Genomic DNA, 20529 nt, shown 5'->3' on the forward strand with positions numbered 1-20529 from the left:
AGCGACGCCTCGCCGTAGGCCACGCCGTCGGCTTCGAGTTCGACGAGCGCCGCTCCCAGACGGTCGGACTCGGCGGCAGCGGCGGAATCGACCATCGCCGCCGCCGTGCCCTGGGCGTCCTGCGCGTGCGCCATCATCGAGTAGCGCCGAGAGAAGTAGTGGCGCTGGGCGCTCCGGATCCGGCGCCGCGCCGCCTCCACCGTCCACGGCCGCCATTCGAGCGAGACGGTCGTCACGGCATCGAGGCAGTAGAGGTCCTTGAGCAGGTTCGCGTGCGCCTGCCCGGGCGGCGACAGCAGCGAATAGAGGATCACCGGCTCGCCGTCGAGCCGAAGGTGCGACCGCTCCGCCTCCAGCTCCGAGACCGCGAGCCGCCAGTTCATGCCGCTGCCCGTCGAGCCGTCCCAGAACGTGCCGGGGCGGTTGACGAGTTCGGACAGAAGCCGGGAAGCCTCGACGGCTCCCAGCATCTCGACGGGCGTGTGCTCGGCCACCAGCGACCGGCCCGCGTCGATCATCGCCCGGAACCGGCCCGCGGCCGCCTCGATCTCCGAGGCCAGATAGGTGGCTGCCGTCTTGCTGCGGCGCTTCCGGATTCGCGCGAGCCGCGACAAGATTCCCGGCCCGGAACCTCCACCCGCCGGGCGGAGGCCCGGGTCGTGCGACCAGACCACGAACGCTTCGAGCCGCTGGACGCGCCCGGCGAGGAACGCGCTTCGCTTGCGACCCGACAGGGACGCGATGTCGGAGCCGCGGTCGTCTAGACCCTCGGCGAGGCCGGGGCGCCGGAGCATGTGGAACTGGAGGCGCGTGTCGGAACTCAGGCCCGACATCAACCGCTGCCAAAGACCGAGCACCCGGTCGATCTGTTCGGGCGTGCGGCCGTCCGTGACAGCGGGCCGGATCCGACCCGCCGCGACCAACTCGCCCGAACGGGTCAGGCAGGTGCGGCCATCGTCGAGCCAGCCCCAGTAGGGCAGCTCCTCGGCCAGCGAGCCCGCCGCCTCGTAGGCCCGGCGTTCCTCCGCGACTCTCACTTCGAGTCCGTCCGGATGCGGAGATGCCACGGCTCGTCCGCCCACTTGCCCGGATCGATCCGCGCCGGATAACGGGCGGCGGTCCTCAGCACGGCCAGCATGGCCGGGTCCCGCCGGCCCGCGAGCCAGCCCGCGCCGTAGCAACCCGCGAACACCAAGCCGCCCGCCACCAGCGAGGCCGTCGCGTTCCATACCGCGACCGCGAGCGTCGCGCCCAGCAGGAACAGCCGCCGCTCCACGCCCAGCACCGTCAGCGGACGGTTCAGCGCCGCGTATCCGGCCCAGCGCCTGAGGCCCCGCATCAGAACAGCCAGCCGAGGAAGTTCACCGCGCCCACGGCCATCCCGATCCCGAAGATGATCCCGGCCAGCGTGCGCTTGCTCCCGCCCTCGCCGAACGCGAACATCAGCCCGCCCACCACGATCGCGATCAGCGACAGCCCGCGCGCGATCGGTCCCGTGAACTGCGTCTGTAGCTCGTTCACCGCGTCCACCCACGGACTCGTGCCCTGCGCGTTGAGCGCACCGGGCGTCAGCATCAGCAGCAAGGCCCACGCGGTCGTCCGCATCGTCGTCAGCAACGTTCTCATCATTTCCTGTCCTTTCCCTGAAGGGTCATTGGGGCGACGGACTCTCCACCGCCCCGGGTCTCGGCAATTCGATTGTGGATCCACGCGTCGAACTCCGACCTGATCCAGCCGACCGCGCGCGGACCCAGGTGGATCGGCGGGGGAAAGCGACCCGCATCCACCCAGCCGTAGATCGTCGGCCGCGCCACCCCCAGCCGGGCCGTGATCTCGGATGCCCGGATGAAGCGGATCGGCTCGTCCGTTCTCTTCTCGCTCGGCCTATCGGCCATCTCTCCACTCCCTCTCGTTCGTCCCGCGGCTGCTTTCGACCAGCGGTGCCGGTGGCGGTGCGGTGGAGCACGCGTGCCGTCCGAGTCCGCGTCGTAGCCGTCGATGAAGGCCAGAATTCGGTCCGCCATCCGTAGCGACAGCGAGCGCCCGGCGGCGATCTGGCGCATCAGGTTCGGGTCGCCCACGGCCCTCATGCCGAACGTCGTCGGCGGCATGCCCGTGCGGTCGAGAAACGCGGCGACGCGCGCGTTGAAGTACCGCTCCAACGTCTCCATGGCCGTACTGCTCTCGCGTCTTCATGGCGAAAACGGTGAAGACTTGTCCGCAGGGGAGTCAACAGCTAGGAGATCGCCTAAGTGTCGATAACGTCGAGGAGGTCCAATACCGTCGAGTTGGCGCTGGACTCCGCCGCCAGCGGGGCGGTGAAGCACCCCCGCGCACGCTTGCGGGCAGTCTCCCGAAACGATCTGAAGGTGGCCTGTGCGGTAGGCGCGGAAACGGCGGACTCGGCGCCGCCGGCCAGCGAGTGGCGGGTCACGTATCCGGACGTGTAAGGCGATGCCGGGCCGTCGGTCGGCGGTTTCCCCCTCTGCCTTGCGAAGCCGCCCGGAATCGGGACTATTTCAATCCATGAAAAACAAAAGGAAACCGGCCCCGGCGCGGCTCGATCCGGTGCGTCGGCGGCTACTCCAGCTCCTGACCACGAAGGGCTCGACCTTGCAGGCCGCGTCGATTGCCATGGGCCGCAACGAGGCCTACCTGCAACAGTTCGTTCACAGGGGCACGCCGAAGATCCTCGCCGAGGACGACCGCGAGATCCTGGCGGAGCATCTGGGTTGCCGGCCCGAGCTCCTCAAGCACGGCAGAAGCTACCGGCTCTCGACGCACGCCAAGCGGCCGCCACCGCCTTCCGACGCCTACTCCGCGCCGGTCGGCTACAGCGTCGTGCCGGAGGCCGATGTCAGATTGGATCCGGGCACGGAGGCTTGGAACGGTGCGTTGCGGGAAACCGGAGAGGCGTGGCTGTTCGCCGATTCGTTCATCCGCCACCGGCTCCGGGCCGATCCCGGCGACCTCTGGATGATCGAGGTGGACGGCGACTCGATGGAGCCGCTGCTCTCAAGCGGCGACCACATCCTGATCGACGCGAGCCGGACGGTGCCCGCGCCGCCGGGGATCTTCGTGATCTGGGACGGCATCGCGCTCGTCGCGAAGCGGATCGAGCATGTGCCGCACTCCGACCCGCCCCGCGTGGTCCTCAAGCCTGTCAACCCCGAATACGACAGCCACGAGCAGCTCGCCGGGGAGATCCAAGTCGTCGGCAGGGCGGTCTGGATCTCGAAACGGCTATGAGGGGTTGGCGCGCGTCTCGCGGAATGACCGGAGCGGTCGGTACGTCACCGCAATGAGTACACTGCGTGTTTGCGAAGCCAGGTGCTGGGGACGGCGAGAGGGGGCTATATTGGTTGGCCGACTCGTGACTTGGAGGGAGAGCCCATGGACAGCCCGACGGACCGGTTAGAGGAAGCCGAGGCCGCAAGCTTGGCAACGCCGGGTCCGATCCGCTCAGCCATCCCGCTTCCCGTCGCAGCGCACGGATCCGCTTCGGAACCCATGCCGCCGATCAGCGTCACACACCGGAGTCGCCGGTGGCGGGTCCGCTTCGCACGGCGGGAGCGGCTTGGGCGAGGATCGAACGCCGAGAGGTCGAAGACAACCGTGGCCCAAATGTCGCGAAGAGGTCTGAAAGGGGACGGGGAAGAACCCTCGGCGATCCACCGCGATCCTTACGTTAGCTGCGGCATCAAGAGCGGTTCAGCCGCATCCGTGGCTGCTCGAACGATCAGCGGAGTCGCGACCTCCGCGCTGTTCACATAGCCGAGGTCATATGCCACGAAGCGATCTTCCGTTCGGCAGCGAGTTCTCGCCAGACCGGATCGATCTCCCGGTCCTACTGGAGTTGGCGCAGGAGCACGGTGCGGATTGGAATACCTTCGAAGAGGCCGTGAGAGATCGCTATTTCGCTGAACACAAGACCAGCGATTACAACAAGCGCAAACTCGCCAACAATACGAAGCTGTCCCTCCGGGCCTACGGGCTCATCGGCGAGTCCGATGCCACTCTCACCGAGATGGGCGAGGCACTCTATGCGAGCCGCCACGACCAAGTAGCGCTCTTCGAGGCATTCGCCCGCCACATTCTCAAGAACTGTCGCGGAATGAGCTTCGTGCAGTGTCTGCTGGACATGCATGTCGCGGGTGAGCGAATCAATCTCATCAAGCTCCGCCAGTGGCTTCAGGAGCGAGGCATCGCTGTGCCGCGCGGCGGTAAGCACATGAGCACGATGCGCCTCTGGCTTGAAAAAGGCGGAGTGCTCGTCTCGGGTTACCGAGTTGATCAGGCGCGCCTCAACGAGATTCTCGGCATCGCCGTGGAGGAGTTCGAAGCTCTGGCCATCTTCTCACCGCAACAGCGCGCCTATCTCAAGGCTCTCGCCAACATCGACGGGGGTGGCCCGCACCCATCCAACGACATCGAACGACTCGCGGCCGCCACCTACGGCGTGACGTTCAACGAAAAGAACCTTCCCAAACAGGTTCTCTACCCGCTGGAGAAAGCGGGGTACATTGAGCTGGAGCGCGGTACGAAGAAGGCGGGTCGGGGTGCCAAGCCGTTCATGGTCACGGCCACGGACAAGCTGGAGGTCGATGTCATCGCACCGTTGATCGAGCAGATCGAGCACCTGACCCATGCCGATCTGCGGCCCCTCTTGCGCAAGTCGCTCCGGGACGTGCGCGCGGATCTGAGAGCGGAAGATCGACACATTCGCGGCCTCGCACTCGAAGCGCTTGCCTTCAAGCTCATGCGCCTCATTGACCTGACCTACGTGGCGACTCGCCTCCGCGGCGCAGCCACCGGTGGAGCCGAGGTGGATCTCGTATTCCAGAGCACCAGGCTCGTCTTCTCCCGGTGGCAGGTCCAGTGCAAGAACGCCGGTCGTGTATCGCTGGACGACGTAGCCAAGGAAGTGGGGCTCACACATTTCCTCAAAAGCAACGCGATCGTCATGGTGTCGACCGGCAAGATCAGCGAAGACGCCCGGCGGTACGCCAACAAGATCATGACCGACTCCAATCTCTGCGTCGTCATGCTGGATGGCGACGATCTTGCCCTGATCGAGGCCCGTCCCGCTGCTATCGTCGATGTGTTCAATCGCGAGGCCGGCCACGCGATGGAACTCAAGAAACTAGAACTGTAGGAGCCCGCCCATGTCGCAAGCACAGCCCGCCTTCACTACGTTTCGCGAAACCCCCTTGGGGAAGATCATTCAGGGGGACAGTCGCGACGTGCTGGCGAGCTACACCGGCGAGTCCGTGGACCTCATAATGACCAGCCCACCATTCGGCTTGGTTCGCAAGAAAGACTACGGCAACGTCGAGGCCGACGAGTACGTTGATTGGTTCAAGTCATTCGCCGCCGAGTTTCACCGCGTCCTCAAGGACAACGGCAGCTTGGTCATCGACATCGGCGGAGCTTGGAACAAGGGCTACCCCACCCGGAACCTCTACCACTTCAAGCTGCTCATCATGCTTTGCGAGGAGTTCGACTTCCGCCTCGCACAGGAGTTCTATTGGTGGAATCCCTCGAAACTCCCAACGCCCGCCGAGTGGGTGACAGTACGCCGGATCAGAGTGAAGGACGCCGTCAACACGGTCTGGTGGCTCTCCAAGACTCCTTGGCCCAAAGCCAGCAACCGCCGCGTTCTCCAGCCCTACAGTCCGAGCATGCGGGATTTGCTGACGAAAGGTTACCGTGCGAAGAAGCGCCCGTCCGGCCATGACATCAGCAGCAAGTTCAGCATTGACAACGGTGCGGCCATCCCGCCCAACCTCATTGCGATTCCGAACACGGAGAGCAACAGCTTCTACCTGCGCTATTGCGAGGAAAAGGGCCACAAGCCGCACCCGGCGCGTTACCCGGCGGCGCTCCCTGAGTACTTCATCCGGATGCTGACCGAACCCGGCGATTTGGTGGTTGACCCGTTTGCCGGAAGCTGCGTCACCGGCGAAGTGTGTGAACGAACCGGGCGTAGGTGGGCGTGTATCGAGCTGTTGGACGAGTACTGTCAAGCTGCCTTGGGTCGCTTCGTCCGGGATCCCCGCGAGACTGCGAAAGTAGCCACAAAGCCCGGTGACCCGTCAAACTACTACCGGGTCCCTCGACCGGACATCTTGTGGGAAAATGGTGCGGATCCGCCACTCGCCGAAGATGGGGGCAGGAAGCGTCCCGTCAAGCCGAAAGATCTCCCGGCGAAGGTGCCCGACGATATGCTAGAAAGTGCTCGCGAACAGTACGAATTCGTCATGCGCCGCGCCTTTTCAGATCGCTCCGCGAGGTCTGAGGTCAAATAGGCGGTTGAAACGCATAGCTGAATTCCTCTTTCTGGTCATACCCGTCGTGCGGTGCTTGGGGCTTCAACGAAGCTGGGGCGGATCGCCGTTTCAATCCGCACCGGGCGCACCGGTTGAAGGAACCATCCTGACGCTTGAGATCCATGAGTTTCAATCCTCGCCCGGCGCTGGCGCCGGGCGCACGGGGATCCTTGGCGTACTGAGGGTCGATCCAGTGAGTGTTTCAATCCTCGCCCGGCGCTGGCGCCGGGCGCACGATCCGCCAGCCGGGCGGCGTCCGGTATCTCGACAACGTGTTTCAATCCTCGCCCGGCGCTGGCGCCGGGCGCACCGGGATGGCGGTGGAGATCAATCAGCGGGGCGGCATCCTCGTTTCAATCCTCGCCCGGCGCTGGCGCCGGGCGCACGAGCCGGGTTCCCCACTCGGTCGCTTCGTTGCCCTTGTTTCAATCCTCGCCCGGCGCTGGCGCCGGGCGCACTCGTGTAGGTGGGGCTTCGTGTCCCAGCCGTCCGAGGTTTCAATCCTCGCCCGGCGCTGGCGCCGGGCGCACTCGTGTAGGTGGGGCTTCGTGTCCCAGCCGTCCGAGGTTTCAATCCTCGCCCGGCGCTGGCGCCGGGCGCACTTTCCCAGGCAGGTCATCGCTGCCCTCGATGATTCAGTTTCAATCCTCGCCCGGCGCTGGCGCCGGGCGCACTCGGCCATCTGTTCGACAATTTTGTAAAGGTCTGGGTGTTTCAATCCTCGCCCGGCGCTGGCGCCGGGCGCACCTGACGCGCCCACGTGGACCTGCCTGGACTGCGGTAAGTTTCAATCCTCGCCCGGCGCTGGCGCCGGGCGCACCTCCGCGCCCTGGAGAAGATCGAGCATGCCCTGGCGGTTTCAATCCTCGCCCGGCGCTGGCGCCGGGCGCACCGCTGCACGTCTCACCACGAAGCTGTCCAGCTCCCTCACGTTTCAATCCTCGCCCGGCGCTGGCGCCGGGCGCACTTGATGATCGCGGAACATGGATCGTCCAGCGCTTCCGTTTCAATCCTCGCCCGGCGCTGGCGCCGGGCGCACCGCTGCGCGACGCTCGCACGCACGCAAGAAGACAGGCGCGAGTTTCAATCCTCGCCCGGCGCTGGCGCCGGGCGCACCGCGCCCACAAGGGCGTCTACCACCGTCTCTCGCCGAAGTTTCAATCCTCGCCCGGCGCTGGCGCCGGGCGCACTGGGGAAACGGTGATACGGCGCGGTCACTCCTTCTCGTTTCAATCCTCGCCCGGCGCTGGCGCCGGGCGCACAAGAAGTACGCGCTGACTCCGGTCGCGGACGGGATCTCGGTTTCAATCCTCGCCCGGCGCTGGCGCCGGGCGCACCGCACGCCCCTGCTGCCGTCGGGTTCCGGAACGGATTGCGCGTTTCAATCCTCGCCCGGCGCTGGCGCCGGGCGCACGCAGCGCCACGTGGGCCGGATCATCCAAGGTTCCGCCGTTTCAATCCTCGCCCGGCGCTGGCGCCGGGCGCACGGCAATGGCGACCTTGACCGGACCGGGCAGCGCCGCGTTTCAATCCTCGCCCGGCGCTGGCGCCGGGCGCACAGCCATAAGCATAACCCCATGGCCGGACATCGCATACGACGGAGAATGCGAGCGCTGTAGCACGACCGGAGATTCCCGATCCCGGTATCCGTCCTCCGATCGTGTCTTGTCCATCACAAGCCCTTGCGGTCCAACACATTCGAGCGCTGTCCCGGCCTGGTTGCATTGACGGAGCGGTCGCACCCGCGGCGGCAACGAGGTAGATGCGATCACGCCATTGAATTAGTAGCCTACCCACCGCCCCGTTCCTTCTGGGCTATTGCGGCGGCTATCCTTGCCCGGCGGTCGGCTTCCTCGTGGTACAAGCCCACCATGAAAAGCGATTTGTCCTCCAATCCCAGCCTTCGGGGGAACTTCTCAGGGATCAACCCCTCCAGTCGTCTTTGCAGGATGTGTCGGCGCCCTGTCTCCTCGGCCCTCTCGATCTTCGGCAGATGAGCCTTCCGCGCCATCTCCAGCAATCGCGGGAACACGGCCATCGGGCTACTCGTCGCGCCTCCGACGTTGCGGTCGACCACGGTCCTGATCTTCTGGGCTTGGTACTGGATGTCGTCGAGCACCGCCAACAGGCGGCCCAAGTGGTAGGCCGGGCTGGGATGGTCCGGGTTCAGTCGCGTCAGATTGCCGGTCGATGCGTCGTTCATGCGGTCGTTCTCCAGTTCATGGTCGTTGTTTCGGAGTGCAAGACCGGTGCGGTCGAGCACAGCGGCCTTGAGAATGGCGGCGCGGGAGGTCGTCATCCTCCGCTCGACCGAGGCTCGTCGTACCGCGGCTGCTTGCAAACGTTGCGGGAAGGGCGCGCCGAGCAGCGCTGTGCGCCAGAGGGCAAGCCCATCGGCGGCCCTGATGTCCTTGCGCGGGTGCACGGTGGAAGCCAGCAGCTGGCCGATACCGACAGCAGCCGGTTCCCCGTTCTGCCCCACGATGTTCACGCGTTCGACCCATCCATGAACGTTGGCCTGCACCTCACGGAGCGGCACGTCGATCCAGTCCCTGAACACCACCCGTGACTTGTATCCCGACGCAGTGAATGAGTGAAAGCCAGCGTCTGCGGGGAGAAGCGCCGTCCTGCCGGTGCGAGGAGACCGGAACAGCTCAGCGACATCAGCCGATGACGGGTTCTCTAGGCATCGCATGATGTCCACTGCGAACCCCGGGTCACCGGTTGACCAGTAGGCGAGCTTCGCATCCCCGATCCGGTGGCTACCGCCGCGGTTGTGTGTCGCGGCGAGGCTTCGACCGCCGCCCGCCTTCCAATCCATGAGGTCATTGAACGCAACGGTGACGCGGTAGGCGCAGGAAAGGCAGACCGACGTTGTACGATACCTCTCGGTCTTCGGACCATGCTTCTCCAGTCCGAACGACACGAACGCCGGTTCGTTGGCACTGGTGACAGCAGCCGCGCCCACACCCTTGGCCTTCACGGGGTTCTTCTTCGCGAGCGGGCCTCTGCGGGCACAGACGGAGCAGCGGCCCTCTCCGGTGGCCGATGAACGTTCGACCTCCCGTGCCCAGAACGCTGCAACATCCGGCTGGTCATGCACGTAGCTCCCGTCAGCGCGGAAGGCGATCCACTGCTTGGCCTCCTTCTCGGTCAGGACTCTCGGCTCCTTGCCGGGCAACAGGCGTGCCTCCAACAAGGACAACGCGTCAGCGTCCGACACCAGATCCGCCACCGCTCCAACTGCCGAACTCCCGGTCTCATCTGCGCAACGGTTCAGCAATTCCCGGTACGCAGCATGTCTCTTTTCTGCCCGCCTCGCCCGCCTCTCTCCTTTGCCCACAGGCATTCCGAAAACGTACTCGGGTCCCTCGACCAGAAGGAACGGTTCGTTCCCAGACGTTCTGTTGACCTTGGGGACGGCGAGTGGCTGCCCTTCAGTGCCCATGTGAATGGGCTGCACCTTCCCAGAGGTCGAGTCGATGTCTACAACGAGAGTGCTCTCGTCCCTCTGGTAATACGCGTACCCGTCCTCCAGTCCCTTGCCATACTCCATGAGTCGCCGGAACAGCATCTCAGACCTTTCGCGACAACGGACGGCGGGGGAGGCGGGAGCTCCGCGCTTCGACCAGCGTCCCCTCTTGCAGCATGGCGTCGAAGAAAACGGGTGTTCCGCGACCCGAGCCATCGGGATCGTAGTTCAAGTCCAGGAGCATCGGTCCCAAGTCAACCGTTTCGTCGATGGGATGCGCGTTGCCCGTCACTGCCGGGCCGAAGTGCGCCGCGAACTCCCGGCAACCCAGGTAGGGCCGGTGAAAGCACCGGCCGCGCTCGACCCGCCGCCGAAACACGTCCCGATGCCGGACGACACCTTCCTTTTCGTGCGGGCGCGGTTCCTGCCAGGCACGGATCACGTAGGCCACGTCGCGCAGGGCGACGGTGTGCCGCTGGGTGCGGGCCGCGCTCGCGACGAACCCAACGGAACCGGTGGCTCGGCGGTTGACTTCGTTGCGGGTAAACGAATGCCATCGTATCGGCCTGAGCACGTCGATCCCCGTGACCACCCACTCGAACTCTGGCTTCCAGTAGATGGCCTCTAGGACGCCGCGGGCGGCCGACGGAGTCATCACCGGATAGCTCACCCGCTCGACTTTGTGCTCCGGCCGCGTGAAGCAGGCCGTCTCTCCCCAAACCTGCACCGATAGGGGTCTCATGACCTATCCCACCAAGCTGGTGAGCGAGACGCCCGTGGGGAGTCCTGTGCCATCGACCTTGATCTTGTAGTCCCGGAATGATCGCGGAGTCTCCACGCCGTCCTTCAGCCGCGCCCGAACGCGGTCGAAGAGTTCGTGGGCGGGCGTGTTGCCGAGTTCGGACTCGTGGGAGAAGATGTGCAGTCCCCGGGTCGCGATCAGGCCACGGGCGGCCGAACGGTCGAGGTCCCACATCATTCTCAGCGCCCTCCAAAGGAGCTCCAGATCCGAGGCATTGAACTTCGTCCTCCCGGCGAACGGGGGCGATACGAAGCCGTGGGCGCGATAGAGGCCATAGGGAATGGTCGCCTTGCTGCCCATTTCGGTCTCGCTGCTCGTGCTCTCGAACTTCTCCCGCGTCGTGAACGCCTTGCGGGTGAGTGTGTGGACCATCGGATTGATCGGGTCGACCGAGCGCGCAAACGTGAACTGCACGGGGCCGCGGATCTGCCCACAGTTGTAGTCGCCCGTGCTCGCCACCGCCCCGAACGTTCTCACGTCCCAGAACGTGGCGCACAGCCGGTTCCCGCCGGCTTCCCGGTCCTTCCGGGAGGTGGAGCGTGCCTCCAGTCCCTCATCCTTGTATGCTCTCTCCAAGTGGGCGTTCAGGTAAGTGTCGCCTTGGACGAAGATGGCGTGGCCTTCGGCGGCGGCATAGTCCCGGACCCGCCGCTTGATGGCCACGTCGGTGATCAGGCCGGCACCGGTTTCAGGGTCTTGGCGCGGGAGGTTCCCAGCGTCCGGATCGCCGGAGATGTTGCCGTCCGTTATGTCGAAGAGGAGCACGAAATCGTGTCTGCGGCGGGTGTCTGTGATGCGGTTCTGCGATGTCGTCATGCCGGTTCTCCTGCCAAGAGCGATTGGTTCCTTGTATTCCATAGATCCATGTTTCAATCCTCACTGCCGTGTTTAACGAAACAGTGCTCATAGTTCCATAAAGCTATACGAGAACCCCATCGCGTCACAACCTCCTCCGGGCGTTGGGCTCATCCAAGACCAGACCCGCCGTGGCATCATACGGCCCCGTCCACTCGGGAAACCCCGATGCCGATCCCCGTTCCCCCGTCATGCCATCGGCGCGGGCACGCTCGAAATCCCGGTGCCCGAGGTCGACCAGATAGGGCTGCAGACGTCGGCGAAGCCTCCGCGCCTTGGTCGGGTCCGGCGTGGCGGGACCCTCCGCCATATTATCGAGATACTGTAGCCAGCCGCGCACCTCGTCTCCGCGCTCAAAGTTGGTGATCACGACGGGGAATTGATCGTCCTCGATCAGGCGGAAGTCCTTTGCTATTTCGTCATAAGGGAAGTTCCCGTTTGATCGCCGATCTTGGATCGAACACCTGTCGAGTCCGTTCCCCGGTGCCAACAGGCCATAGAGTTCTCTGAAATACCCAGCCATCGCTGTCTCCGGTCGGTCGCACGCGAAGTCGTGGGAGGAAACGATCTTTTCCGTCTGGCCGATGGCGGGGCCGTACACTGCATCGGCAGCTGCCCATGTATCGGGCGTCCTGAAGACCGTGACCGTCCCGAGATCCTCCATGTTTCCCTCGCGGTTGCACCGGCCCGCTGCCTGCACGACCGAGGGCAGGGGGGCGAACTCGCGCCACACCGCCGGGAAATCCAAGTCCACGCCCGCTTCGACGATCTGCGTGGACACCAACAGACATGGTTCCCCGCGCTTCAGGCGTTGTCTGACCATTTCCTCGACGCGGCGGCGGTGCCGGGAGCAGAGTCTGGTGGACAGAAGCATCGGGTCGGGGGCTTGGGCGGCGCGGAGAGCTTCCAGCAGGAGGCGAGCGTGGCCACGGGTGTTGACGATACCGAGCGCCGTACCACGCGGCGCGGCCATCATTTCGAAAGCGATTTCCGACCAAGACCGCTCCTCTCGGTGATTCCAACGATAGGAGACCCTCCTCAGGGTATCGAAGTGCTCTTCTACGCGGTCGACGATCTCGGTTGGGTCGAATCGCTCGATCCCGGGAATCGACTCGAACGCGGGCTGGGTCGCGGTGGCCAACACAACCGTTGATCCGTAGTCGTCGGTCAAAGAACGCAGCGCGTCGATTGAGGGGACCGTGACATGGCGAGGAATCGACTGGGCCTCATCGAGCACGATCACCGCGTTAGCCATGCGATGATTCTTGCGGCACCTACCCGGCCTGTTCGAAAACAAGCTCTCCAGCAGCTGAACGGTCGTCGTCACGACCACTGGGGCATCCCAGTTCTCCGACGACAGTTCCGACCACCGCGCCCACGGAGTCCCAGCCGCCTCCTCGCTTCGCCAAGGGGCGTTGCTGTGGTGCTCCAAGACCACGCCTTCACCTAGCGCGTCACGTAGCGTCTCCGCCGTGCGCTCCGTCGGGTAAACCGCCTCGGCACCCCCTTCGAGAGCACTGCGGAATTCCTCCGCCGTCTGGGAGGTCACGCTGATGAACGGAGCGGCATAGATCACCCTGTCCATGCCCCGGAGCGCGGCGTGCTCAAGGGCGAACCCCATCACCGAGAGAGTCTTCCCGGAACCTGTCGGGGCGGTCAGACTGTACCGCCCCGGAGCTCCGGTTGCGGCTCTCAAGCAATCTTCGCGTATCGCCCGCCGACATTCGTTGACCGTGCCTGAAGCGCCCGAGAAGCGTACCCGACAGTGGCTGTCGAGAACATCTCTCAGGGCCGTGATCTCGCCACGGGCTTCCCCCGGCTGCCAGCCCCGGGGCCTGAAGTGGTTTTCGGTGTCGAGGTAGTCTGCATCAACCAGGCACGAGAAGACCATCCGCAGGAAGAACTCCAGATGGATGTGGCTTCTGGTGGCATAATGCGGCACCAAGCCAAGATCTTCGGACGGCTCCAGATCGGGGATGAATCTTGGTGCTAGAGCCAGCGCCTCGCACCCGCGCTCTTGCAACGCCTCGTCGCTAAGGAAGCTCCTAACGCGGGCCAGCGATTTCAGTCCGCCGTGGTGACCATGCACCACCAGCGCCGCGCTGCCCGCCCAGTGAGCGGCCATCCGGGTCCCCGCCCACTTGTGGTCGGGTGCTCCTGCTCCCCGACTCGCATGGACATACGCCTGCCAGTCCGGGTGGAACTTGCCGAGGTCGTGCCACATCCCCAGATACTTGGCCAGATGGTGGCCGCCGAACTCGCGCGCGAACTCGCACGCCAGTTCGGAAACGCTACGAAGGTGGGCGACCAGATCGTGGGTCCGTCCGGTCTCGTTCTCCGAATGCGCGATTGGTCCAAGGCTTGTCGGCCCGTTCAGCCGATCCCACTCTCCGTCCTCGGTGGCGGAGTGTCCCTTCTCTCCGATGTCTCCAGCGGATCCGCCAGCGGGTTGCTCAGACGATCGTGGCCTGTCGCCTGGGGGCTTCATAGCTTTTTCCCAAGCTCTCCACTCGGGGCTTGACCTTGTCTGCGGGACCCAAGTCCAAGATCAATATATGGTCCTCGGTCGGTTTCATCCATTCTTCGAGTCGGATGGTCATTTCCGCGCGACGGCGGGCCGTCAACCGGCACTGGAAGACCGACAGCTGGAGCCAGTGTCCGTATCCCTTCATCAGGTTGAAGATGCGGCGCCATCGTTTGGGATCCGAGATGTCGTAGGTGACGAGGTAGAGGCGTTCCTTTGCCATGTCAGGCTACCTGGGGAGATAGTGCGGGTACTTCACGATCTCGCCTTGGAAATGGCGGGCGAGCAGTCTGGCTTGGACCTCCAGCATACGCCTCATGGAGACACGGTATCCGAACAGCGGATGCGTGGTGACCTGGTCCAGTCGGCGCTCGAAAGCCGCAATCAACGCCTTTCGACCCTTCGGTTTCAGCGAGCACGCTGGTCCGTTCGACACGAAATCATTCGGCTTCACCTCACCATTGTTCACTGCTTGGATGACACAGGAATCCGCAAGAATTGCACGGAACGGCTCCATGAGGTCCAGAGCAAGCGCTGGCCTACCGTGGCGCGGGCGGTGATAGAGACCCATGTAAGGATCGAGACCGGTTGCGGAAATCGTCGTCGTCAGCGTTCTGGCGAGCAGCGCGTACGCGAGCGACAGCATGGCGTTCACTGGATCGGTGGGAGGACGGCGGTTGCGGGTTGCGAACGAGAACTCGTCGAAGTCTTCCGCTCCGCTTGGTGCCAGCATCTTCTCGAATTGGGAGAAGTAGATCGCCGCCGCCTCTCCCTCGAAACCGAGTAGCTGCTGGGCATCGTTCGCATGGAGCGCACGCCGGGCGATTCGCTTGAGTCCCGCCATCGCGTCCTGCTTGTCGTCCGTACCGCGTTCGGGACGCCAGTTGCGGCGGAGCATCGTGCGGGAATTGCGCACCTTGGCGTTTACTAGGTCGCGTGCAAAAGACAGACTCCGGCGTTCGCTAAACGCAGCTCTATACTGGGCTTCGCGGACGGCAACGTTGCCGTTTCCCGTCCCGATGGTGTGCCCGAGGAACCATCCCCCGGTCGAGAACCAGGACACAGGGATCTCCGCCCGCATCAACGCGTGAAGGGCGGGGGTAGTTACAGACACCGGCCCGAACAATGCCACTTGGGACACGTCGATCATCGGCACTTCGACGGTCTCGTCCTGGGACTCGACGATTAGACGCTCGCCCTTCTTGCGTAGCCGCGTGCGTGGAGTTTGGACGTAGAGCGGAAGGGCGGGATCGTCCGATGGGTTCAGGGGCCGGGGCGGATAGCCGCGGTTGAACAGGTTGGTCTCGTCCGGCAAACAGATGCCCGCCAACGAACATCGCGGGCACTTGGGACTGTTCTCCAGCGGCGCTGGCCGCGTCCGCGTCTGCGCCGCGCCGCGCAGGTCGCGAACGGCTTCGAGCGTTCTGGCGCGAAGTTCCTCGTCCAGGTTGACTCGCACCCGCTCCCGGGAGCCGACGTACCAGATCGCTCCCTGCTCGACCCCGTATCCGTTGTCTTCGAGAATCATGGCCTGAAGGCATACTTGGACGCGTTCGGGCTCGTAAGCACCGGTCGCAACGTGGGGGCGCTTGCCCTTCTTGAAGTCCACCGGCATGACCACCCCGTCGCGGATATCAAGAACATCCATCTTCGCGATCACGCCTAGGCGTTCCGACGACATCGTAACGGACCGGACCTGCGAGATTTCACCGTCGAGGGCGTCGGGAGAAGGGAGACGGCCGCCGCCCTTGTCCACGCGGGTGTGAGCGCGACTCCCTCGGACGGTGTCCGCGCTGTCGGCCCACTCCCCTTCCACCCATTCCAGATAAGCCAGCCGTGGACAGTATACCCACTCGTTGACCATGCGCGCCGGCACCATAGGCGTACGGGAGTCGGTCGGTGGAGGTGGACGGGGAAGGGAGATTTGGTCGCGCTGTGTCATGGGATGCGCGTCGCTGGTGGTCAACGATGAAGGCGGTTCGCCTCTCAAGGTGTTCGTCGGCAGACCCATCAACAAGGCGCACGGGGACGAAGTCCGATGACAGGTGTACCTTGGACAACCGAAATACCGGCACGGATCTGACCCGTGACGGGCGCCGTGCGGAGACAACCGGTGGCGGCATTCGTCGGTCCCGGGCATCCCCTCTTGGACGCGGTACTCGACCTGACCTTGGACGGCACCGCGCTCTCCTGAAGCGAGGTGCCGTCTTTGGTTGACGAGCTAGACCACCGTCTCGACCCAAGAGTGCTGGGTCACCTTGAGCACGCCGTGTTCGATGGTCGGCCCGGCGGGACGGGAGCGGGTCACCTCGAAGCGGACGATCTACCTCGATATCGGATCGGAGGGGGTGCGCGGCCATCTCCGGCAAGCCCGTTACCTGGACCTTCCGTCCGCTTGCGCTCAGCGAGCCACAGCTTTACGAAATCCTCAGCTCTCACCGAGCCGGTGGAGGGAGGCCGTTCGTCGAAATGCCGGCACCAAACGCCACATCTCGGCGGACGGCTTCAGGCGCTCGCCATCGGCGGGAGGCTCTTGAGGAAGGCCCACGCGATGCACTGCTCAAGTTCCCCCAGCCATTCCACGGCCGCGCCGTGGACGGCCAGCGCCGGTAGCAAGCCCATGATTACCCACGGTCGGTTCGGCAGGTGGTCGCGGAAATCGCTCGGGCCGCGTTCTGCGCTCATCCAAGGGGAAGCCGCCACCGTCTCGCGCCATGCCCGTCGCGGGCCGTCGCCACAGCCTTCCGCCACCGCCAGCACCGCGACGGGCTGTTCGTCCGGGGCGACGATGCGCGCTTGCAGGACGCGCGGGCCGTTCTCGTGCGCGAGCACTTGCAGCCGCCACGGATCGTCCCGATGCCGCAGAGGCGCGGGGGTCTCGAACGCGCCCGCCCCCGCGATCAGCCGTCCGTACGCGCGCGTCATGCTGTCGTTCAGCCCGGAGCAATCCGATTCGCGGTAGTACGCCGTGTTCGCGTTCCAGTGTTCAATCCTCAAGGGTCGATTCCCCCACAGAGTCAATTGGGTGGCTCCATCCCGACCGTCGTCCTGGCCGGTTCAACCTCCGACAAGGAACCATCAACAATACAGGACATCTCACTCAGCCTGCGAGCGCAAGAGAGGCCTCAGCACGGTTGTGCTTGACCGCCCGGCCCTCCCGTCTATCTCTCGGCGAGGTCACGCCAAGTGCCGGTTGTCGTTGGTACGGGCCTGAGACGGAAAGCCCGTCCGGCTGCCACTGTTGTCGTCCCGGCGAATCCCGCTCTTCTATGCCGATTTGCCACGAAATTTGATACGCTGGAGTCTGATACGACCCAACGGCAAGGGAAGCAGATCGTGCAGTCCCAGTTTACTTTAGACGATTCCTCGCCGTGAATCACGCGGTGCGGCACCCGCTGATCCAGCGAGTGCCTCCGCCGCTCCTTCGGATTCTCCGTCCGGCCAGCCGGGCAGCGGAATGCGCGGCCATTCCATGCGCAGCGCCCCCTCGTTGGCTTCTCGATACGCCGGATCGTGAAGGGTGGCGAGCACATGGTGGAACAGATCCTCGACACCGAGGCTCAGACGGTCGAGATACCGTTGCGCCTTCCCCGAGAGATTGGCACGACGGTCAGTCCCAGAAGCTGCTCCCAAGCCATCCTCGCGGAGCCACGCCGGAAACATCAGCGCTCCGCGCTCGATCAGATGCCGAGCCCCCATGTCTCGCGTGAACCAAGTCTGCGGTTCACTGGCTCCCTTCCGCAGATGTTGGGCGGAGGATAGCCACCAGTTCCCCTCGAACACGTGCGGCCTGTAGTCGGCCCTCTTCTCGTCGAGCAGCTTGGTGTCCTTCTCCCAGTAGAGCCAACGGGTGTCGAATGGCCGGTAGGCGAAGCTGATGAACCCGGACTCGTCCGGCCCGCCGCGCCTCAGCAGCGCGTCGCGAACGTCTCGGGCATCGAACCGCGCCGTGGACTTCATGACCCTCGGATAACGCCGCGCGATCTCCCCGTGACTCAGGGCCGGATCGAAGTAGTCGCCGACACGCGCCCGGAGGCGGTCGAGGTCGGTGTCGACAAGGAACTGATCACGACCAGTTTGCACGCCCGGAAACGAGACCGGGAACAGGTCGGGCAGCGCGGGCCAGTCGAACCAATCGGGACTCACCGCAGTCTCCGCGAACGGCAGGCCCAGCGGCAGCAGCGGTGCGACTTCGGAGTACAGCACGTCCGGTTCCTCGTCGGCCGTGGCGGTCAACTCCGCTGGCTTGGCCTGTCCCCACAAGTGCCGGAACCCGACCCCTTCGGCGGGTTCGTGGTCCACCTTGCGCACCAGCGTGGCGATGGCAGTACCCACTTGGATGCCGACCGGATCGCCTTCTGTGGAAAAGATGCTCGGGTCCGGCGAGCCGTCCGGCGCGACCTTGCCCGTCTTGTACTTGTCGCCGTTCAGGCAGTCGATCCGGATCGCGTCGAACGCTTCGAGGTAGCGCTCCCGCATCCCGGTGAAGGACAGCCCGTCGAGCCACGAGTATTTCGAGATGAAGCAGACCACGCCTTGGCCGGTCTTCTCGGCGATGCGCCGCTCAGCCATTCGGAAGAACCGGACGTAGAGATCGTTCAGGCCTTGGCCCTCCGGCTTCCGTACCTCCTTCGTCGTGCGGTAGGCTTCGGAAAGTTCGCGTTCCTCGTCCACCGCCATGCCCGCGAACCCGTTGTAGGGCGGATTGCCGAGGATCACGAGGATCGGGATGTCCTGCTTCACCGATTCGGCGAGGTCGCGCTCCTCCTCAAGTTCCGGGAACGGCAAGGGCTTGGTCGTGCGCGGCTCCCAGCCGGTCAGCGCGTTGGTGAGAAACACCCCGGCGCGCTCCGATCCGTCCTCCGCCAGCGGCGCGCCCAGATTCTGCATCGTGAGGCCGACCTGCAAGTGTGCGACCACGAACGGCGCGGGCATGATCTCGAACCCGAACACCCGCTCGGTTGCCGCCTTCCTGACCGCCGCGCCAGCGAGCGCCCCGAGGCCATGCTCGCCGAGATTGCCTGCGATCCGGCGAAGCACCTCCGCCAGATAGGCCCCTGTTCCGCAGCACGGGTCCAACACATAGACGTTCTCGGCCGCGAGGCCGGTCGGTATCCCGAGATCGTCCTTCAGCGCCTTGTCCACGCGGGCCACCATGTAGCGGACCACCTCGGTCGGCGTGTACCACACACCCAACTGTTTGCGGAGCGCCGGGTCGAACGCTTCGAGGAACGGCTCGTAGAAGTAGGGCACCGCCTCGCCCTCGTTGAACCGCGAGAAGAATGCCGTCCGGTCCACCCGGTCGAGCGCGGCCGATGTCCAGTCCAGCACTTCCACCAGCCCAAGTGGCTTCAACCGTCCCGGATCGGCCAACTGCATGAACAAGGCTCGCAGCACCGGAGCCCGCAGGTGCCAGACCTCCTCGCGCCAACGGAATCGACGCGGACTGTAATGGTCCTCGAACAGCGGTCCGTTCTTCTTCTGCTCATGGCGGGACCACAGCACCCATGCGGAGAAGATGCCGTAGAACAGAGTCTGGATCAGGGTTGAGCGGAAGAACCGCTCCCCGCGCTCGCCCTCGAAGCGAATGCCGAGCGCATCCTCCATCGCCGAGCGGACGGCCAGCAGGGACGAAACGTTCCCCGCCGCCTCGACTCGGGCCAAGCCGTCGCGAGCGTAGGAAGCCAGCAGCCACGCCAAGTCCTTCGGCTCGGCCAGGGCGGCCCGGTGCGAGAGCACCCGAGCGAGATACTCACCGAGACCCGCGCCAACCTCGCGGGCGAAGGCGCGGGGTGTCTCCACGTTGCGCCAGAAGTCCTCGGCATCTTCGGCCAGCGTGAAGGTTTCGAGCTTGGCGGGGCTGCCCTCCGCGTCCGCGCCCACCAAGACGAAGTTCCGTAGATTCGTGACGAGCACCAGACGGTAACGGCCCCAATAGCGGCTTACCTGCCCGGACCCCGCCGTCAACCACGCATCGTCGCCAACGCCCTTGACCTCGACGACGCCACGCTCGGGAACCTGCTCCGGCCTCGGTCGGCCCTTCTGAACCTGCCTCGCCGTGTACAGGGCAAGGTCGGGATGCCCGGCTCCCTGATCGGCCAGTTCCTGAACGCAGAACACCTTGGGCTTGAGCGTGGCTCCGACCGCGCGCAACAAGCCCTCCAGCGCCGGATAGTACGAGCGCTCCGCCGTCGCGCCGCCCGATGCGCGCACGCGCCGAAGATCGGCGAAGTACGCCTCCACGGCGGCAACCAGCTTCTTGTTCGGTCCGGCCATCGTATCTTCCCAACGCTTCGGCCATGCCTCTGCCGTCCGGCAATTCTCAAGGAAGATACCACGTCGCGCGGGTTCGCGGCGGTTCGGACGGCGGCTACATTCACTCCGGTCCGATGCTCAGAAATCGGATCGGAACGCTGGGGGTCGAAGGGGGCACGGCCCCCTCGCCAGCCCCGCTCGGGGACGCGCGAAGCGTGGCCCCAGCGGGTGGGCTGGCTCAACGACGTTAGCGTGCGTCGAGCCAGCCTTGGGACGGCCTCCGAAACGGCCT

General features: G+C 64.9%; 16 protein-coding genes and 1 CRISPR repeat array. Of the genes, 3 read left to right on the forward strand and 13 right to left on the reverse strand.

The genetic code is table 11. From position 1 onward, the window contains the following. The 5 genes from OXU32_15585 to OXU32_15605 all read right to left on the reverse strand — a co-directional run. Nucleotides 1-1067 (reverse strand): hypothetical protein (locus tag OXU32_15585; GenBank protein ID MDE0075377.1); only part of this gene is annotated, 1067 nt, incomplete at its 3' end. Continuing rightward, nucleotides 1034-1339 (reverse strand): VirB3 family type IV secretion system protein, encoded by a 306-nt coding sequence (locus OXU32_15590; protein MDE0075378.1) that lies wholly within the window; start codon nt 1337-1339, stop codon nt 1034-1036. The genes OXU32_15590 and OXU32_15585, both read right to left, overlap by 34 nt. Next, nucleotides 1339-1629 (reverse strand): TrbC/VirB2 family protein, encoded by a 291-nt coding sequence (locus OXU32_15595; GenBank protein MDE0075379.1) that lies wholly within the window; start codon nt 1627-1629, stop codon nt 1339-1341. Before OXU32_15595 ends, OXU32_15590 begins: the two co-directional genes overlap by 1 nt. Beyond that, nucleotides 1626-2171, reverse strand: a complete 546-nt coding sequence (locus OXU32_15600) for an AlpA family transcriptional regulator (protein MDE0075380.1) — start codon at nt 2169-2171, stop codon at nt 1626-1628. The genes OXU32_15595 and OXU32_15600 overlap by 4 nt, the downstream gene beginning before the upstream one ends. 77 nt (nt 2172-2248) lie before the next feature. Further along, nucleotides 2249-2434 carry a hypothetical protein gene (locus OXU32_15605; GenBank protein MDE0075381.1) on the reverse strand — a complete coding sequence of 62 codons (186 nt, stop codon included), beginning with the start codon at nt 2432-2434 and terminating at the stop codon, nt 2249-2251. Between the two features lie 92 nt (nt 2435-2526). On the opposite strand from OXU32_15605, the gene OXU32_15610 reads away from it, so the two are divergent. From OXU32_15610 to OXU32_15620, 3 genes are all read left to right on the forward strand, one after another. Continuing rightward, nucleotides 2527-3249, forward strand: a complete 723-nt coding sequence (locus OXU32_15610; GenBank protein MDE0075382.1) for a S24/S26 family peptidase — start codon at nt 2527-2529, stop codon at nt 3247-3249. Between the two features lie 535 nt (nt 3250-3784). Continuing rightward, nucleotides 3785-5155 (forward strand): restriction endonuclease, encoded by a 1371-nt coding sequence (locus OXU32_15615; protein ID MDE0075383.1) that lies wholly within the window; start codon nt 3785-3787, stop codon nt 5153-5155. 10 nt (nt 5156-5165) lie between these two features. Then, complete coding sequence (locus OXU32_15620; protein ID MDE0075384.1) at nt 5166-6308, forward strand: site-specific DNA-methyltransferase; 1143 nt, start codon at nt 5166-5168, stop codon at nt 6306-6308. A 74-nt stretch (nt 6309-6382) separates the two neighbouring features. Continuing rightward, a CRISPR array of direct repeats spans nt 6383-7888; the repeat unit is 36 nt; unit sequence GTTTCAATCCTCGCCCGGCGCTGGCGCCGGGCGCAC. A gap of 230 nt (nt 7889-8118) precedes the next feature. Here OXU32_15620 and OXU32_15625 read toward each other — a convergent pair. The 8 genes from OXU32_15625 to OXU32_15660 all read right to left on the reverse strand — a co-directional run bounded on the left by OXU32_15625 (nt 8119) and on the right by OXU32_15660 (nt 20258). After that, complete coding sequence (locus OXU32_15625; GenBank protein MDE0075385.1) at nt 8119-9903, reverse strand: type I-C CRISPR-associated protein Cas8c/Csd1; 1785 nt, start codon at nt 9901-9903, stop codon at nt 8119-8121. Between the two features lies 1 nt (nt 9904). Next, a complete protein-coding gene (gene cas5c, locus OXU32_15630) occupies nt 9905-10543 on the reverse strand; it encodes a type I-C CRISPR-associated protein Cas5c (protein MDE0075386.1) in 639 nt (212 codons plus the stop codon). A gap of 3 nt (nt 10544-10546) precedes the next feature. After that, a complete protein-coding gene (gene cas7c / locus OXU32_15635; protein MDE0075387.1) occupies nt 10547-11419 on the reverse strand; it encodes a type I-C CRISPR-associated protein Cas7/Csd2 in 873 nt (290 codons plus the stop codon). Between the two features lie 124 nt (nt 11420-11543). After that, nucleotides 11544-13946: a CRISPR-associated helicase Cas3' gene (gene cas3 / locus OXU32_15640; GenBank protein MDE0075388.1), complete on the reverse strand. Its 2403-nt coding sequence runs from the start codon at nt 13944-13946 to the stop codon at nt 11544-11546. Further along, complete coding sequence (cas2, locus tag OXU32_15645; protein ID MDE0075389.1) at nt 13912-14205, reverse strand: CRISPR-associated endonuclease Cas2; 294 nt, start codon at nt 14203-14205, stop codon at nt 13912-13914. Before cas2 ends, cas3 begins: the two co-directional genes overlap by 35 nt. A gap of 6 nt (nt 14206-14211) precedes the next feature. Next, the gene (gene cas1 / locus OXU32_15650; GenBank protein ID MDE0075390.1) at nt 14212-15924 is read right to left on the reverse strand and encodes a CRISPR-associated endonuclease Cas1; all 1713 of its coding nucleotides are present in this window, start codon (nt 15922-15924) and stop codon (nt 14212-14214) included. A 563-nt stretch (nt 15925-16487) separates the two neighbouring features. Next, a complete protein-coding gene (locus tag OXU32_15655) occupies nt 16488-16979 on the reverse strand; it encodes a hypothetical protein (GenBank protein MDE0075391.1) in 492 nt (163 codons plus the stop codon). A 357-nt stretch (nt 16980-17336) separates the two neighbouring features. Further along, the gene (locus OXU32_15660) at nt 17337-20258 is read right to left on the reverse strand and encodes an N-6 DNA methylase (GenBank protein MDE0075392.1); all 2922 of its coding nucleotides are present in this window, start codon (nt 20256-20258) and stop codon (nt 17337-17339) included. Nucleotides 20259-20529: the final 271 nt, after the last annotated feature.

This window comes from Gammaproteobacteria bacterium (genome assembly GCA_028819075.1).
In the GTDB taxonomy this organism is placed as follows: Bacteria; Gemmatimonadota; Gemmatimonadetes; order Longimicrobiales; family Gaopeijiaceae; genus BD2-11.